Raw genomic sequence first — 14,830 nt, 5'->3', positions numbered from 1 at the left:
CAGCTCGGCACAATGCGCTCGAAACATTAGACGAAGGTCAGAGAGATCCAGCGAATATTCATAAGCCGAACAGGGTGATGATCAAGGGTAGAATGAAAGCAGTTATCAAACCGGTAAGTCCCATGGCCAGGCCCGAGAATGCACCCGCCATGGCGCCCAGTTTGGCAAAGGAATGCGCGGTCCCGAAGCCATGAGCCGCAAGGCCCATGGTAAACCCCTGTACTACCGGATCACGCACGCCCAGCAGACGAAAGATGATCGGCCCCAAGGCACATCCGATCGAACCGGTGATCAGAACAAGGCCCGCGGCGAGAGACGGAATGCCACCGATCTGTTCCGCGATTCCCATGGCGATCGGTGATGTCACGGAACGTGGCGCAAGAGACATGACCGTCTCGTGCTCAGCCCCTAGCAGCAACGCCAACCCCAGCGTCGAAGCCACCGCGGTGGTAATGCCCGCCAGGCAAGCCACCAACAAGGGCCACAGCAGTTGACGCACTCGTTCACGGTGATCGTAGAGCGGAATGGCCAAGGCCACCGTGGCAGGCCCCAGCAGGAAATGAATGAACTGCGCACCTTCGAAGTAAGTGCCATAGTCAATGCCGGACACCAGCAGAAAGGTGATGATCAACGCAATACTCAGGGTCACCGTGTGCAACAGCGGTGTCCCGCCCAGCCACTTGTTGATACGTGCAGCCAGGGCAAAGGCCAACAGCGTGACCAGCAAGGACAGCAACGGATTTCCCGAAAGATAGACCCATAACTCATCAAGACCGGCGACGTGCATCACTGTCCCCCTTCGCGAGAGGCATCTTTACCTGTCGCCCGAGACGCCAGGCGAGTCATCACCCAAGCTGTGACAGCCAAGGTCAGCGCTGTCGACAACACCAGGGTCGCCACGATGGGAATCCAGTCATCGGCAATCAAGCGCCCGTGCACCATCAACCCCACCCCTGCAGGAACAAACAGCAACGTCAGATATCGCAACAACCCTTCCCCTGCAATACGTAGGCTCGATGGAACCTTGCCGCGGATCATCAACCCCACCAGCAGAATCACCATGCCAATGACGGGCCCCGGAATCGGCAGGCTCAGCCCCCGCGCCAGCAACTCTCCCAGAAACTGGCAGGCCAGCAACATACTCATGCCTAGAATCAGCGGCACTTATCCACCCTCCAGATGCTCGAATATCAACCGCCTATCATAACCCGTCAGCCCCTTCTATCCCCGTCCCATCGTGAGACATGCAAGCGCCCAATCAGCTGGTTAATTTCCAACCAATTGAAATAAAAGAGCAAAAGGGGCTTTCCATTTGTAAATGAACGCGCTAGTATACGCCTCGTTCTCAGGGGCCAAGACCCTGAAAGCAAGTCGGAGCGTGGCGCAGCTTGGTAGCGCGTTGCAATGGGGTTGCAAAGGTCGCAGGTTCGAATCCTGTCGCTCCGACCACTAGAATTGCAGACTAAACCGTCACTTACGGATCATTCCGAGTGGCGGTTTTTTCGTTGCTCCCCAAATATTTCCAAAACTCTGCTATTGATTTCGCACCCGACCCTCCGCCCTTCCCTCCAACATCTTCAGCTTGATCTTCTGCACACCAGAGATACTGCATACACGAGAGCCAAGAAAACTGAGAACGAATGCCCGAAGCTTGGATTGCCGATGATGTAAAGATGGCCAGGAGAAGTTAACTGGACTTGCCGCCCCAGGAATCCATAGAAGCCGTGTCGTGACCATTTGCCAGGCAATCTTTGACAAAGTTGATGAGCCCCCTAGGCGCCGCAAGAGTCTTGGACTGTATGACGAGAACTAGCCACACACATGATTGCTACACGATTGGCCCGCTCCATGAGCCCTGTGACTAACCGAAAGAAGATATGTGATACCTCGAGAGCCTAAAGGGAATAGTTAGGCTAAATATAAGTATTATACAATTCATTCAAATAAAAAAATATTACCATGTTTTTCTGCGATAGTAGTCACACGACGACTTGGCAAAACAACACCAACGCACAAAAAACGTAAATAAATAACATAAAGTTTCACCATTACTGCTAGATTTCATACTGCAATATGGATGCATAAATGCTTATGTTTATATGGCATTTATCTCAATGAATTATTGTAGTTTCATATTGAAAATCTCATCTAGGAAAATATCTGAGATGTGAAGATTTTCTTTATTCACAGATGGATTTGGAGAAGCGTCATGAAACTATGGTCAGGAAATGTCAGTGCCGCGGAAGAAAATGGAATTCCGAGCGGAATCAAGGTAAACAAGGGAGATGTCATCACTATTCTGGCCAACGGATGGGTCAAGTATTCAAGGGGTGAAAGTGCGTGGGCAGCCCCTCAGGGAGCCGCCGGCAGGGATGACCTACCTGAATCCATTGCCACCTTGGTCGCTGTAATCAACAACAAAAAATATTCTGTTGGAAACTACCTCTATCGGTGGGATGTTCCGGAAAGCGGTGAGATTTCATTTTTATTCAATGATAGACCTGGCACTTTTTCAGATAACTCTGGAGAATTTCACGTTGAGGTCTACGCTGAATCTTCACAATCTAATGTCGAAACTTGGGATGGGACTCTGCCAGGAAATAGCGAGAGTGGCGTTAAAACCAACCTGGTTGTGAAAAAAGGTGACATTATTACAGTCAAAGCCAGCGGAACGATTCATATATCCCAAGAAGGAAAAGGACTAGGACCCAATGGGTCAATGCGTGGATCGAGCAAGAACGCCATATTCCCTCCTGCACAGCTGGCCTCGGTAGTAATGAAAATAGCTGATACCTACTACCCTGCAGGAGAAGAATTGACAGACTTTGTTGCTCCAGAGGATGGAGAAGTATCATTTATCGTCAATGATCAGCCTGGTTCACATGTCGATAATAGAGGAGAGTTTTCCATACACATGGATGTAACACGAGCAGAATAAAGCGACACCCGCAACAAGCGCAATATTAAAGGCACATACAACACCTTACTCATTCGGTAAGGTGTTGTATCCTTCACTGCATGATATTCGGCCGTTCCTTTTTGCATGAGCCAGCCCAGGAATATGGGCTAGCTCAGACCAGCTCAAGAGTGGTCGAAACTTCCATTGGATTCCTCGATCGACACACGACATGTTCGGGGCTCAGCGTGTTCGTCGAGAGTCTCCGGATCCCGTTCGCCAGAATCTGAGATCTGCGCTCTCCTCTTCTGGTTCAATCTTCCTGCTCCCTTTCCTTGCCCTCACGAATGGTCGCACGGGCTTCACGATGTTCATCGCCATTTGCCTCGGGCGTCTCGTGTTCATCAGCTCGAGAAGGTCGATAGCAAAGCGTGGTGAGAATCGGGAAATGGTCCGACCCGAATCCCGGCAAGCGTCGCATGTCGCGTAGCGTGAAATGTTCACTCGAGAAGACATGGTCAAGCGGCCAGCGCAGTAGCGGATAATGAGCATGAAAGGTGCTGAACATGCCGCGGCCTCGACGCGGATCAAGCATGCCACTGACACGGCAGAAGAGCCGGGTCGTACGCGACCAGGCCACATCATTGAGGTCTCCAGCCACTAGGGCCGGGAAAGCGCCATCATGAATGCGCTTGCCGATCAGCAGCAGTTCAGCATCTCGCCACAGGGACTCCTTGCTCTCATTGGGTGCCGGTGGGCGCGGATGCACAGCGTATAATTGAATATCCTCCCCGCAGCGCAACGTCACCCCAGTCGAGATGGAAGGAATATCGTCCTGGATCAGCCGTTCGACCTGTGGCGATACCAGTGGCAATCGGGAATAGAGGTGCATGCCGTAGAGGTTGTCCTGAGGGATACGGACGACATGTGGCCACTGTTTGGCCAGTGCGGCATCAAGTTGCTTCCCCCACCAGTCATCGGACTCAAGCGTCAACACGATATCCGGCTCATGCTGGTTGATGAGCTCGATCAACCCTGCGGCATTGCGGTTGGGGGTCAGTACGTTGGCAACCAGCAATCTAATGCAGCGTTCGTCCTGGCCGGGTTCAGCACGTTGGACCTGAACGGGCCAGAGGCGTGTCCAGGGCAAGATGTAACATGCCTGGATGACCAGGGTGACAAGGCTGCTCGACACTGCCAGCCAGCGCCAGGGAGACTCGGAGAGAGAAGCAAGCAACAGTGTCAGCAGGGCCAGCATGGAAATCTGCATGCGCGGAAACTCGCAACAGCGTATCCACCACCAGTGAAACGGCAATCGAGCCAGGATAGTGATCCCCAGAAGCAGAATAGCAAGCGTCGTAACAGCAATGGACAGCACGGCACGTCCTCCATGTTGATGCCAATGAGCGTCCAAAGCTCCCGGAGGTTATGCGGGAAAGCCGAGGTCGCCATATTGAACCTTATCATCTTGGTCCGGGAGAACGCTGAACGACGGCAACTATCGGGCCACCGCCCGCTTTCAGCTGCGAATACAGCCGTTTGCTTGGAACGCCCCCAAAACGAGATATCATCATGCTGCGCAGCCAGGACAACAGCGTTGCATGTCGATGATCAGCGCTGAGTTGTGGAAAATGTACCAATGAGCACCTTCTGACAGACATGGCAAGAGCCACCATTTATAAGCAGATCAGCCACACTGTCTCCGCAACGAGGCTGCCAACCTCTCCACGACAGGATGAAACGCTTCTTTTTGATTATCTTCGTATTCAAGCCTAAAGAACGCTATTGCGTTGTTACACGCGGGAATGGCCCGTTGGTAGAAGGTTCTTCCATCTTTTGTTCCAGACCAACTCACCCAATCTGATTGCTGCTTTTGGTAAGTAATATTCCAGCCGCTCTCTACGTCTTTATCGATCCCTCTTGTGGCTTCTGCCTGAAAATCATCAGCCAGAACGAGATGACGGCCCCATACGCGAAGTTCCGCGCTGCCGTCACTTGATTGAGATATCCCGCCATCTCCATTGTCCGCTTCCGTAATGGCCGAGAATCTCGGTGGGATATCAATCCAGTACCCAAATCGTGCATTGCCGTATTGTCCCCATTCAGCGCCATTGGCAAGTCCAGATACCATGGCAATGGAAACAAAAGCGAGGATGGCGAGCTTGTTCAACGCGGGGCTCCTTTTGAGAACCGGACCCTGTGCGTGGGTAGTACAGGACTGATGGACGGGAATACCCTGAGGTCATCGCATCATGGAGAATGATGCGATGCTGAAATTGACCGTGATAATGCGCAAGGCTAGCTTACTCTTGATAGGAAAACCAAAAGCACAATGGCGGATGCCACCATGTTCAAGCGTAAATGACTCTTGACAGCGACTACACTTCCAGAGCCCGCACGCTTCCGGAGTTTTCATGTTCAAGTCTTGGTGGAGAGCGTTGATTTCTCCTGAGTTGGATCTGCGGCTCTCGACTCATAGACATTACGAAACTCGGATCGTGGCTCATCCCGGTAACGTTCTGGACGACCCTTCCCTTGAGGAACTTGTGGGAATGCTGCGCCTCGTGGCCAGCCGCACCTTGAAGGGAGGCGAACTGACATACGGTATCTTCTCGGGAGATAGAGAACGCCTGTCGCGCTCGGTCGTCACGCTGATCACGGAAAAGGCAACCGGCAAGCCTGTTGCCTTCAACACATTGGCGGTGATGGATGCCACGTTTGCGGGAGAGAAACACCAAATTCTGCATCTTGGCCTCGTCATTGTTGATCCCGACTCACGCGAAACCGGCCTTTCCAGTGCGCTCTACGGCCTGACTGTGCTGATCCTGTTCCTGCGCGGAGGCCTCCGGTCGCGCTGGATTTCCAACGTCACCCAAGTGCCCGCCATCATCGGAATGGTCAGTGAGACATTCTCCGATGTCTTTCCATCACCTCGTAACGACACCCGACAGCATTTCGTTCATCTGTCTCTCGCACGTCAGATCATGCGCCTGCATCGTCATGTCTTCGGCGTCGGTGACGACGCCGGGTTCGATGAAGCGCGCTTCGTTATCACCAATGCCTATACCGGTGGATCGGACGACCTCAAGAAGACCTTTGAGAACGCACCCAAGCATCGAGACGAGCGCTACAACACCTTCTGTCGGGAGATGCTGGACTACGCGCGTGGTGACGACGTGCTCCAGCTTGGGCAGATCGACATGGCGGCTGCGCGTCGTTACCTGTTGCGTGAGATGCCGAAAGGATCGCTACCGGCCATCGCAGGAGCGGCATTTTTCTTGCTCCTGCAAAGCATGATCTTGCCGGTTCTCCATTGGCTCGACACCTCTAGACCTTACGGGTTGCTGCTACCACGTCGTCATCAAAAGCAGAGTAAGCAAAAGCGTCGCGAGCTGACGAGCCTCAAGCAAAAAGGCCGACCATGAACACCATTCCCGAATTCGATTACGCAACATTCACCACGCGCAATATCGGCTTTGTCAGTTCAGGGGAACAACAGACGCTTCAAAAGACGCGCATTTTCGTCTGCGGCGTCGGCGGCATGGGTGGTGCTGCCTTCATGGCCCTGGTTCGTGCGGGCATTGGCCGCTTCGTCATTGCTGACATTGATACCTTCGAGATATCGAATCTCAATCGCCAAGTCTTCGCCACTGCCACCACCATCGGTCGTTCCAAGGCAGACAGCGCAGCCGAAGCAGCGCTCGAGATCAATCCACAAATAGAGATCGAGGTACTGGGTTCGGAGTGGAGCGAGCAGCTGCCGGACATTGCTGCGCGCTGCCCTATCATCGTCAACGGCATGGATGACATTCCTGCCGGCGTCCACCTCTATCGTATCGCAACGCAGCAAGGCGCAACGGTGATCGATGCCTACATGTCACCGCTGCCCTCGGTGACGCTCGTGCGTCCTTCCGATCCCAGGCCGGAGGAAAGGCTGGGCTATCCTACCGTCGGCAAGGATTGGCGGAGTATCGAGGAAAGCGACACACAGGCAGCCATGATGGCCGAGATTGAATACGTCATGCTGCACTCCTCTTCACGCCATCATGTCGATCTCGACATTGCAGCCGAAGTCGCCTCGGGACATCGCAGCCGCATGTCCTTCTCCACCATGGTGATAACGACCGGCATGCTGATGGCTTATGAAGCCATCGCGCTAGCGCTCGGCAAACCGACCGGAACCGACTGCCGAGGCTGGTTCTTCAATCCCTATCGCCCGAGAATCGAGCGGCCACTGCCTGCGCCCGTTGCTGCATGTCTACGGCCCTTTGTACGCCGCGCACTGAAAAAGATGATCGGCTGATGAACACAACTGTCGCCGCGGATTTCATCGTCAATCTTTGCGGGACATTCGGCCTTGTCCTTGCCCTGTTGATCTTCCGTGCCCGGGACCCGAAGGGCGGGCTGACTCGCCGCTTCGTCTTTGCATTGGGGCTCGTCACGCTGGTGTTTCTTCTTCGCGGGTTTTATTGGCTCGGTGGGGCCGGCTGGTTGGGACGCCTTTCTGTCGGTTTGGCCGCCTTTATCCCGCTTGCCGCATTGCTGGTGGTGGAAGGCATGCTGCGCCAGCATGCACCGCGCATTGCCAAGCTGGGCATTGCCACCGGCAGCATCATTATCGCTGTTCTCGCGCTATTGGTGCCGAAGGCGGCTGGTCCCGGCCTCTATCTAGCACTGGCGCTGTTCCAGGTGATCGCTTTCTTTTTTTGCGGGCTATTACTTTTCCTCCATCCTCGCGGCTCACTCTCGACGGCCGAAAGGCAAGGCATTTCTCGGCTATGCATGGCCGCGTTCTTTTTGTTGCCCTTCATGATCACTGATTTCCGCTCGCTTATCCCCTACCTGCCAGTGCGGCTTGGAGGGCTTGGCGCCTTGCTTCTGGTCATCTTCGCGTTGCTGATCGATCGGGCTGGCGAGCGGCGCGGTGGCCACGCAGGCGTCATTGGCCTTCAAATCGGCGGGAGCCTCCTGCTGGCACTGGGGCTTGTGTGGAGCCTGCCGGAGCTTTCACCCGGTGACCGTGTGCGCCTGGCCGCCGTCACGCTTAGCGGAGTACTCGTCATCGGCCTCGCCAGCGATGTCGCACGAGCATGGCTCACAGCCGGACAGCCGGGCCTCCTCGATTCCGTGGCCGTGTCAAAGGCGCGTACTCGTGATGATCTGTTCGAAGAACTCCTGCGCCAGCCATTGTTCCACCATGCCATACGCCTAGGGGAAACCGACATCGCTGACTACGATCCAGCGCTGCTGCAATCCGACCTGCAACGCCACGTCGTGCTGCGACAGGCGGACAGTCCCTGGCAAGGGATGGTGGAGGATGCCGTTGCCGAGCGGCTGGCAGCACTGATGGCCGCGCATGGCGTCAGCCACTTGATCGTGGCAGATACGCATCCCCTCGACCTCATCGGGGTACGTATTCCACTCGTCGCCGCCGACAGGGCCACCGAGACGGCACTATTGATGGCAGGACGCCTTCTTGCCGCAGCTCCACGAATACATGAGGGTGCAGCATGATACGACTGACACGTGGTGATGTCGCAGCCGCCCTGCGTGTGCCTGCCAATGCCTATCCCTCCGATTCACTTTATGTGCCCGCCATGAAAAACGACTTCATGCGCATGCTCGATCCGATGCTCAACCCCTTCGTCACCGAAGGTCATGGGCATTTCGAACTGTTCGTCGCTTGGCGCGGCGATCAACCCTTGGGACGCATTGTCGCCAGCATCCACGACGCATCCAACAACAGGCACGGTACGCGACGCGCCCAATTCGGCTTCTTTGAATGCGCCAACGATGCAGGAGTTGCCTCAGCCCTGCTGGGAGCGGTCGAGGATTGGAGCCGAAAGGCAGGAATGGAGGAAATAACGGGCAACTTCAACCTCACCGCCATGCAGCAAGTCGGCGTCATGACAGGTGGCTTCGAAGAGCCCCCTTACACGGATATGGTCTATACCCCTCCTCACATTGCTGCTCTGCTTGAAGCGAATGGCTTCCATGCCACCTTTCCGATGACGACCTTCGAGACGGACCTGACATCACTCGACCCGCGACGTCTTCTCGGCCCAGCACAACAAGCCATTCTGGCTGACACAGATTATGAGACTGTCCCCATTGATCGCCGCCATTTCCGAGAACGTCTTGCTGATGCCCGGCTCGTGCTCAATGATGGTTTCCACGACAATCCCATGTTCGTACCTGTCAGCGAGGCCGAATACGAGTTCCAGGCCAGTGACCTGTCGTGGGTCATCGACAAGCGGATCTCCTGTGTCCTTCACCACCATGGCCAAGCGGTTGGTGTCATCCTCGTCATCCCGGATCTCAACCCGCTGGTGACGGCTTGCAACGGGAAAGTCGGTATCACCTTCCCATGGCATTTCTTGCGCCACCGCTTCATGAATCGGCGTGCCGTGCTGATCTACCAATCCGTTGTTCGGCACATGCATGGCCTGGGCCTCAACGGAGCGATGCTGTATCAGGTCGTCACCGCGCTGAAAAAAGCCGGCTACCAACGCCTGGGCACGACCTGGATCGCCGACTCGAACGCGCCTAGCTTGCGCCAGATGGAAAAGCTCGACGCCCGCCCGCTGCATCGGCTCGCTCTGTTTAGCCGGACCATCGGAGAATCAGCATGATCGCCGTCGACCACGACCTCGCTACCCGGCTCATCGACCGAGCACGTTTCGCTCCAAGCGCGCACAACACCCAGCCAACCCGCGTCGCCCTGCACCAGGGAAAGATCTTGATTCGAGCCGATCCAGCACGTCAGCTTCCCGTTTCCGATCCGCACGGTCACGATATACGGCTGTCACATGGGGCTTTCATCGAGGGGCTTTCGATCGCACTTTCCGAAGAGCACCTGCACATCGACGGGATCGAGATACTACCGAACGACAACCCGACGCAGTCTATCGCCAGCGTCAGCGTGGGAAGCGGTGGCGAAGCCGATCCGCTGGCCGCTTTCGTCACCTCGCGCACCACATGGCGAGGGCCCTTTCGAAAGCTGCACCAAGCGGAGCAGCTGGCACAACTTGCACCGCTGGAAGGTCATCCCGATATTTCCTTGATCACCGAACACTCGACACTCACTCGCATCGCCCAGCTTACTGACGAAGCAAGCCTGCACTTCATGCGCGATGCTGCGCAGCGGCGTGAACTTCTCCACTGGATGCGCCTGACACAGCGCCATGACGCTTATGAGCGCGATGGCCTCAACGCCGACGCCATGGGATTGGGACGAGTCGAAGCAATGGGCGCCAGACTTGTACTGGGGCCATTCTTTGCACTACTCGATACCGTAGGGTTGGCAGCAAAGCTCACCGCCGAGGCGGCAATCACGGGAAACGCAGCAGCGATTGCCCTATACCACCGGCCAACGGGAGAGGACCCTCTCATTACAGGGCGCGCGCTCTATCGTGCATGGCTGGCGATGGAACAGGCAGGCCTTGCCGGCCGGCCCTTGTCAGTGCTGACCGACTGGACGCAAACAGCCGAGGCGATGGCACGCCTTGCACCGCTTCCTTCTGGCAGGCAATTAGTCAAAGCCTTTCGCATCGGTGTACCCGACGGCGACCGGCGAACCAAGCATGAGCGTCTCCCCGTTAATGAACTGTTGCTGGCCTCATAACAGCCCGATTTCATAGCAGCTCGTTCATAACAACTTGAGATATTCCAGCAAGGCGTCACGCTCATTCGTCGTCAGCCCCTCTACCTCAGCGTCGTGTCCACGGTTGGAAAATCCCGGCTGACGTGTATCCACCTCGGCGGGAGTGGAAAAAGGCTCATAGCCTGCGGGGTAGCGCCACACACCACCTTTTCCCGGTGCCGGTGCCAGCGCCAGGCCGACCTTTTCCATGTCGAGCCGATGGCCGCCGACCATGAAGCGCTCCGGTCGCGTCTCCGGTTCCAGCACATGGCGCAATGTCGGCACCGAGCCGTTGACGAAATAGGGAGCACTAGCCCACACCCCAGACAAGGGCAGCGCAACCAGCTTGCCTGTTGCTGCCGGTTCAATATACGCAGCGTAGTGGGTCTCGCTGACGGCGGCTGCCAGTTCGGCATCAAACACTTCCGCGCGCGTCGCTTCCGTTCCGATATCGCCGGCCCAGTTGGGGAAATGCTGCAGACGCGGCGACTCAAGGCTGTCGTCATAACGGCCATGGCAGCGTGCGCAGTCACGCGCATAGACCTCGCGCCCGAGCGGTAGCTTTTCTCGCTCAATCTCCCCAGGAAAGGCGGGCGCCCGATAGGTCGCCAAAAAGCGCACAATATCGACGACTGCGGGAATCTCTTCCTCTGCACGCTTGGGCGACATGCCCATGCTGGGCACGGTGAAGAATGAGGCAATACGCCCCAGCAGTACCGGGTCAGCCTCGGCAGCCTCCTTGCGGGTGCGTGGAGAGAAGCGCTCTGTACCGGGCACGGCATAAGCACCATCGGCCAGAAAGCTCGACCTGAAAGTTCTGTCAGCCAGATCTGGAATGGAGACGAAGCCGGCAACAGTATCATGGGAAGTATCCAGGCCTAGCCGCTGCTTGAGCGCTGCCACTCCGTTGGTCAGCCCTGGGCGTCCGTTCGGGAATGGCAACGGTTGATCGCCATTCGCCTCGAGCTCTTCCATCCGAGCGCGTGCCTGTGGAAATACCACAAGACGCAGGCTCAGGCGCTCACGCCAGCTCATGTCCGGATGAAGCCGTTCCATGGCTTGCCATAGCGCCGTTTCATCGGAGAAGGCCCCCTTGAGACTGCGATAGACAAGCTGCGCATAGGCTTCAAGATCGAGTGACGTATTGGGCGTACCGGCCACTGGCAGAGCGGGGTCAGGGTATCCCCTTGAATCGTAGCTGACGCCTGCATGGCAGGCCGCGCAGCCAATATTGACCGTGGCAATGCTGATGGGCGGCATGACACGCTGAACACGCCCAAGATTCACGCCAAAAGGCAGCATGGAAATACCGCGACCCTGGGCCGGATAGAGGAACCCGACACTGCGAAACTGATCTTCAACCATGGCAGGCGTCACACGCTGCGGATCACCTTTCGCAGCATCAAGCGCCAAGGCGGCCGTCAGCAGCGCCCACGGCAGAGCATTCGTTTCCAACGTATCGAGGTCGATGACACCGAGATCACCATATGCGAAAAACAGGCGTCCGCGTTCGATTGAATTGTGCGGAAGCATCGCTGGAAGACTCAGTGATCGTGCCGAATACGAGCTGTTCAACCCCAGCCACGACCATCCAACAATGACCAGCACAACAAGCATCACGACAACAAACACCAGCCGCACGGCCTTCTGCTTGAACTCCAGGCCCAAAGGTCGTCGTTGTCTTGATATCATGTGGTGCCTCGCTCAAGGTGGTGAGCGCATCAGCTGCATGGGTGTCCGATTTCATTGAAGCATATACTGGCCTCTTCACCGGCTCATCGATTACGGTCGATTGGGTGTGACCGATCATTATCAGGGCCGGGCAGCGAATACCCGAGACATTGCTGAAAAACTGGGCAGCAAATGAGTTAAACCGTTTCTTGAATGCTACGAAATCAATGAAGCTCGAGTCCGAAACTTTTACACCATGATGAAAACAGGGTGCTACTTAAAAATGCAGATACCAGAACAGTGCTACCTCTCGACTGTCAGGATGGATTCCCCGGTATAGATAACGATCATGGCCACCGAGCACGAACCCGTACCGTTCGTAAAAGCGACAGGCAGTAATATTGTTTGATTGTGTCTCAAGCCGTACACCCGCCAACGCCGCACCACGTGCCCATTCTACCGCTGCGTCCATCATGAAACGGGCAACGCCGATCCCCCGATGAGGGGCATCCACTGCTATGTCCTCTATGAGCGCATAGTTATTCCAGACTTGGGACACTGCCATGTAGCCAATAGGGTTACCATTCACCAGGGCCACGAAAAGCGCCCCATCAGGCCTATCAAGGTATTCAGCCAACTCGTCTGCATCAAAGCCATAGTCCTTACGGTATGGTGGCGCAACTGGGGCAATCTGGACACCCGTAAATGGCTCGGTAAGTTCTGCTGCGACCTCGAAAGAAAAGTCACTCTTCGAGAGCCGTGGAAGGTCGGCAAGGTCCCCGCGGCGAACAATAACTTTATGTGCCGGTATTGACGAAGGCGTCATCGCGATGACCCATTCTTGTCACAGTTCATGGCACACTAGTCTCCTGCTATTTGACGGTCAAGGTTCGATACACACTCGCGATAGGTGCCACTTAGCATCGTCAGAATCGTGCCAATAGTGCTGATATCTACAAGTACTAGCAGATATTGCACTCAGCTCAGAACACGCTGCGTAGAATCAGAAATGCGGCGGAAGCCAGCATGGCTGCAACCGGCAAGGTAATTATCCAGGCTAAGGCAATCGGTTTCATCAAGTCCCAGTTGGTTTGCCTGTTCACCAGCCCAATGCCAAGTACCGAGCCAATCAGGATGTGCGTACTGGAAACTGGCAGGCCAAGAATTGACGCCAACATGACCACCGTGGCCGCCGCCAGCTCAGCTGAGAAGCCAGAGGCGGGATGCATCTTGGTAAGATTGTGACCAACCGTCCTGATGACTTCCTTGCCAATGAACCACAGGCCCACAATCAGCGCGACACCAAAGGTCAGCATCGCGATAGGTGGAATCGATGCCTCCGACCCGATGGCTCCGGTACGCAGCACTTCCAGGATAGCGACAAATGGCCCGATCGCATTGGCGATATCATTGGAGCCGTGACTGAAGGCAAAGCCTGATGCGGTGAACACCTGCATCCAGCTGAACATCAAAAACGTCGAGCGTTCCAGCGACTCGCCTTTCAATGTCTTGGCGAAGATATATGTTGCCATCCAGACACCAGCCCCAATCATCCCCATGATCAGATAGTTGTCCAGCGTGCTCAGCCCCAAATGCACATGCTTGAGCCCCTTGAAGAGCAGCATGGCAGAAATAATCATGGCACCAATGGCAGCAATCATCGGTACCCAGGCTTCCAGAGCACGATGGGAATTAACGGCATTACGCTTTTGTTCAATGACATGCAAATCTCGATAAAACTCGGACTCCAGTTCATCCGCCTGAAAGTCGCCATCATTGATGGTTTGCATATCGCGTGTCATGGAATGCGTATAAGAGATTTTTTGAATCTCCGAGAGTCTTTCAAAAGCCTCTTTATGGCGCCTCTTATGTTCACGCTTTTCCTGACGAATCACCTTCAGCTGAGATTGTGCTTGCTCGTTATATGAGAGGATATGGCGTTTAATCTGAGAATACAGCAGGTAGGCGACAACACCTCCTAATAGAGGAGAAAGTACCCAGGAGATAGCGATTTGCCCAATCTTACCCCACTGGACAAGCGCCATGGCTGAGCCAGTGCCACTCATCAAGATGCCCAGGGTAATCGAGCTCCCCACAATGGCACCGACAATCGAGTGTGTCGTCGATACCGGATATCCCTTCTTGCTGGCAAAGAGCAACCAAAGTGCAGCCGCGACTAAAGCAGACATCATGATGAAGACGAAGTCCATCGGTGCTACATCCATGCCCCTAGATCCACTATGCCGCCACGAATGGTCGAGGTCACTTCCCCACCAGCAATGACAGCTCCACTGACCTCGAAGATAGCCGCCACAAATAATGCCTGTTTTATTGTAAGCGTTCCCGCACCGACACTAGTGCCAAATGAGTTGGCGACATCATTTCCTCCAATATTGAAGGCCATGAAAACACCAAACAATGTCGCCAATAAAAAGATTAGAGTATGGTTTCCATTAACATATCCCATTCCCCATGCCATAAAATATATAGTGGTAGAAACAAGCAGGATGGCAAAAAAGATACTAACTCTCACCCCCTCTTGTTTTGCATATATTCCAGCAGGCTGAGTCGTATTTTCCATGATTCTCTCTCACTCGTTTCAATGTTGCATTTCGGATCAT

14 protein-coding genes, 1 tRNA gene and 1 pseudogene are annotated in these 14,830 nt (G+C 55.1%); 8 read left to right on the top strand and 8 right to left on the bottom strand.

Annotation, left to right across the window (positions count from 1 at the left end; genetic code table 11):
- Nucleotides 1-58 precede the first annotated feature (58 nt).
- Nucleotides 59-787 carry an LrgB family protein gene (locus Q1K07_RS06605; protein ID WP_300309318.1) on the bottom strand — a complete coding sequence of 243 codons (729 nt, stop codon included), beginning with the start codon at nucleotides 785-787 and terminating at the stop codon, nucleotides 59-61.
- Complete coding sequence (locus Q1K07_RS06600) at nucleotides 787-1,164, bottom strand: CidA/LrgA family protein (protein ID WP_300309317.1); 378 nt, start codon at nucleotides 1,162-1,164, stop codon at nucleotides 787-789. Before Q1K07_RS06600 ends, Q1K07_RS06605 begins: the two co-directional genes overlap by 1 nt.
- Nucleotides 1,165-1,372: 208 nt before the next feature.
- Here Q1K07_RS06600 and Q1K07_RS06595 point away from each other — a divergent pair.
- Nucleotides 1,373-1,449 (top strand) — tRNA-Pro (locus Q1K07_RS06595).
- Nucleotides 1,450-2,209: 760 nt separating this feature from the next.
- Entirely contained in the window at nucleotides 2,210-2,938 is a 729-nt protein-coding gene (locus Q1K07_RS06590; RefSeq protein ID WP_300309316.1) for a LecA/PA-IL family lectin, read from the top strand.
- 271 nt (nucleotides 2,939-3,209) lie between these two features.
- Here Q1K07_RS06590 and Q1K07_RS06585 read toward each other — a convergent pair whose 3' ends face one another.
- Both Q1K07_RS06585 and Q1K07_RS06580 read right to left on the bottom strand, forming a co-directional pair.
- Entirely contained in the window at nucleotides 3,210-4,274 is a 1,065-nt protein-coding gene (locus Q1K07_RS06585) for an endonuclease/exonuclease/phosphatase family protein (protein WP_300309315.1), read from the bottom strand.
- A gap of 309 nt (nucleotides 4,275-4,583) precedes the next feature.
- Nucleotides 4,584-5,066, bottom strand: a complete 483-nt coding sequence (locus Q1K07_RS06580) for a hypothetical protein (RefSeq protein WP_300309314.1) — start codon at nucleotides 5,064-5,066, stop codon at nucleotides 4,584-4,586.
- Nucleotides 5,067-5,310: 244 nt separating this feature from the next.
- Between Q1K07_RS06580 and Q1K07_RS06575 the strand changes: the two genes are divergently transcribed.
- The 5 genes from Q1K07_RS06575 to Q1K07_RS06555 are packed head-to-tail and all read left to right on the top strand — an operon-like array spanning nucleotide 5,311 to nucleotide 10,520.
- On the top strand, nucleotides 5,311-6,321 hold the full coding sequence (locus tag Q1K07_RS06575) for a hypothetical protein (RefSeq protein WP_300309313.1): 1,011 nt from the start codon (nucleotides 5,311-5,313) through the stop codon (nucleotides 6,319-6,321).
- Nucleotides 6,318-7,199 carry a ThiF family adenylyltransferase gene (locus tag Q1K07_RS06570; protein ID WP_300309312.1) on the top strand — a complete coding sequence of 294 codons (882 nt, stop codon included), beginning with the start codon at nucleotides 6,318-6,320 and terminating at the stop codon, nucleotides 7,197-7,199. The genes Q1K07_RS06575 and Q1K07_RS06570 overlap by 4 nt, the downstream gene beginning before the upstream one ends.
- The gene (locus Q1K07_RS06565; RefSeq protein WP_300309311.1) at nucleotides 7,199-8,410 is read left to right on the top strand and encodes a hypothetical protein; all 1,212 of its coding nucleotides are present in this window, start codon (nucleotides 7,199-7,201) and stop codon (nucleotides 8,408-8,410) included. The genes Q1K07_RS06570 and Q1K07_RS06565 overlap by 1 nt, the downstream gene beginning before the upstream one ends.
- On the top strand, nucleotides 8,407-9,528 hold the full coding sequence (locus Q1K07_RS06560) for a hypothetical protein (protein ID WP_300309310.1): 1,122 nt from the start codon (nucleotides 8,407-8,409) through the stop codon (nucleotides 9,526-9,528). Before Q1K07_RS06565 ends, Q1K07_RS06560 begins: the two co-directional genes overlap by 4 nt.
- A complete protein-coding gene (locus Q1K07_RS06555; protein WP_300309309.1) occupies nucleotides 9,525-10,520 on the top strand; it encodes a hypothetical protein in 996 nt (331 codons plus the stop codon). The genes Q1K07_RS06560 and Q1K07_RS06555 overlap by 4 nt, the downstream gene beginning before the upstream one ends.
- 24 nt (nucleotides 10,521-10,544) lie before the next feature.
- On the opposite strand, the gene Q1K07_RS06550 is transcribed toward Q1K07_RS06555, so the two are convergent.
- Nucleotides 10,545-12,230 carry a hypothetical protein gene (locus tag Q1K07_RS06550; RefSeq protein ID WP_300309308.1) on the bottom strand — a complete coding sequence of 562 codons (1,686 nt, stop codon included), beginning with the start codon at nucleotides 12,228-12,230 and terminating at the stop codon, nucleotides 10,545-10,547.
- A 68-nt stretch (nucleotides 12,231-12,298) separates the two neighbouring features.
- On the opposite strand from Q1K07_RS06550, the pseudogene Q1K07_RS06545 reads away from it, so the two are divergent.
- A pseudogene (locus Q1K07_RS06545) lies at nucleotides 12,299-12,402 on the top strand (APH(3') family aminoglycoside O-phosphotransferase); the annotation flags it as partial.
- Nucleotides 12,403-12,486: 84 nt separating this feature from the next.
- On the opposite strand, the gene Q1K07_RS06540 reads toward Q1K07_RS06545, so the two are convergent.
- The 3 genes from Q1K07_RS06540 to Q1K07_RS06530 form a co-directional block, all read right to left on the bottom strand.
- Nucleotides 12,487-13,035, bottom strand: coding sequence for a GNAT family N-acetyltransferase (locus tag Q1K07_RS06540; protein ID WP_300309307.1), 549 nt, complete (start codon nucleotides 13,033-13,035; stop codon nucleotides 12,487-12,489).
- 157 nt (nucleotides 13,036-13,192) lie between these two features.
- Entirely contained in the window at nucleotides 13,193-14,434 is a 1,242-nt protein-coding gene (locus tag Q1K07_RS06535) for an inorganic phosphate transporter (protein ID WP_300309306.1), read from the bottom strand.
- Nucleotides 14,425-14,790, bottom strand: coding sequence for an inorganic phosphate transporter (locus tag Q1K07_RS06530; protein WP_300309305.1), 366 nt, complete (start codon nucleotides 14,788-14,790; stop codon nucleotides 14,425-14,427). Before Q1K07_RS06530 ends, Q1K07_RS06535 begins: the two co-directional genes overlap by 10 nt.
- Nucleotides 14,791-14,830 lie beyond the last annotated feature (40 nt).

It is taken from the genome of Halomonas sp., assembly GCF_029263665.1.
In the GTDB taxonomy this organism is placed as follows: Bacteria; Pseudomonadota; Gammaproteobacteria; order Pseudomonadales; family Halomonadaceae; genus Halomonas.
The sequence above is the reverse complement of the archived record's forward strand: the minus strand, read 5'-3'. Positions and strand labels throughout refer to the sequence as shown.

Excerpts from the sequence above, each read along its gene's own strand:
- Q1K07_RS06605 (WP_300309318.1), bottom strand. The coding sequence starts at position 787 with ATGCACGTCGCCGGTCTTGATGAGTTATGGGTCTATCTTTCGGGAAAT.
- Q1K07_RS06560 (WP_300309310.1), top strand. The coding sequence starts at position 8,407 with ATGATACGACTGACACGTGGTGATGTCGCAGCCGCCCTGCGTGTGCCT.
- Q1K07_RS06555 (WP_300309309.1), top strand. The coding sequence starts at position 9,525 with ATGATCGCCGTCGACCACGACCTCGCTACCCGGCTCATCGACCGAGCA.
- Q1K07_RS06535 (WP_300309306.1), bottom strand. The coding sequence starts at position 14,434 with ATGGATGTAGCACCGATGGACTTCGTCTTCATCATGATGTCTGCTTTA.
- Q1K07_RS06565 (WP_300309311.1), top strand. The coding sequence starts at position 7,199 with ATGAACACAACTGTCGCCGCGGATTTCATCGTCAATCTTTGCGGGACA.
- Q1K07_RS06575 (WP_300309313.1), top strand. The coding sequence starts at position 5,311 with ATGTTCAAGTCTTGGTGGAGAGCGTTGATTTCTCCTGAGTTGGATCTG.
- Q1K07_RS06550 (WP_300309308.1), bottom strand. The coding sequence starts at position 12,230 with ATGATATCAAGACAACGACGACCTTTGGGCCTGGAGTTCAAGCAGAAG.
- Q1K07_RS06570 (WP_300309312.1), top strand. The coding sequence starts at position 6,318 with ATGAACACCATTCCCGAATTCGATTACGCAACATTCACCACGCGCAAT.
- Q1K07_RS06590 (WP_300309316.1), top strand. The coding sequence starts at position 2,210 with ATGAAACTATGGTCAGGAAATGTCAGTGCCGCGGAAGAAAATGGAATT.
- Q1K07_RS06530 (WP_300309305.1), bottom strand. The coding sequence starts at position 14,790 with ATGGAAAATACGACTCAGCCTGCTGGAATATATGCAAAACAAGAGGGG.
- Q1K07_RS06540 (WP_300309307.1), bottom strand. The coding sequence starts at position 13,035 with ATGACGCCTTCGTCAATACCGGCACATAAAGTTATTGTTCGCCGCGGG.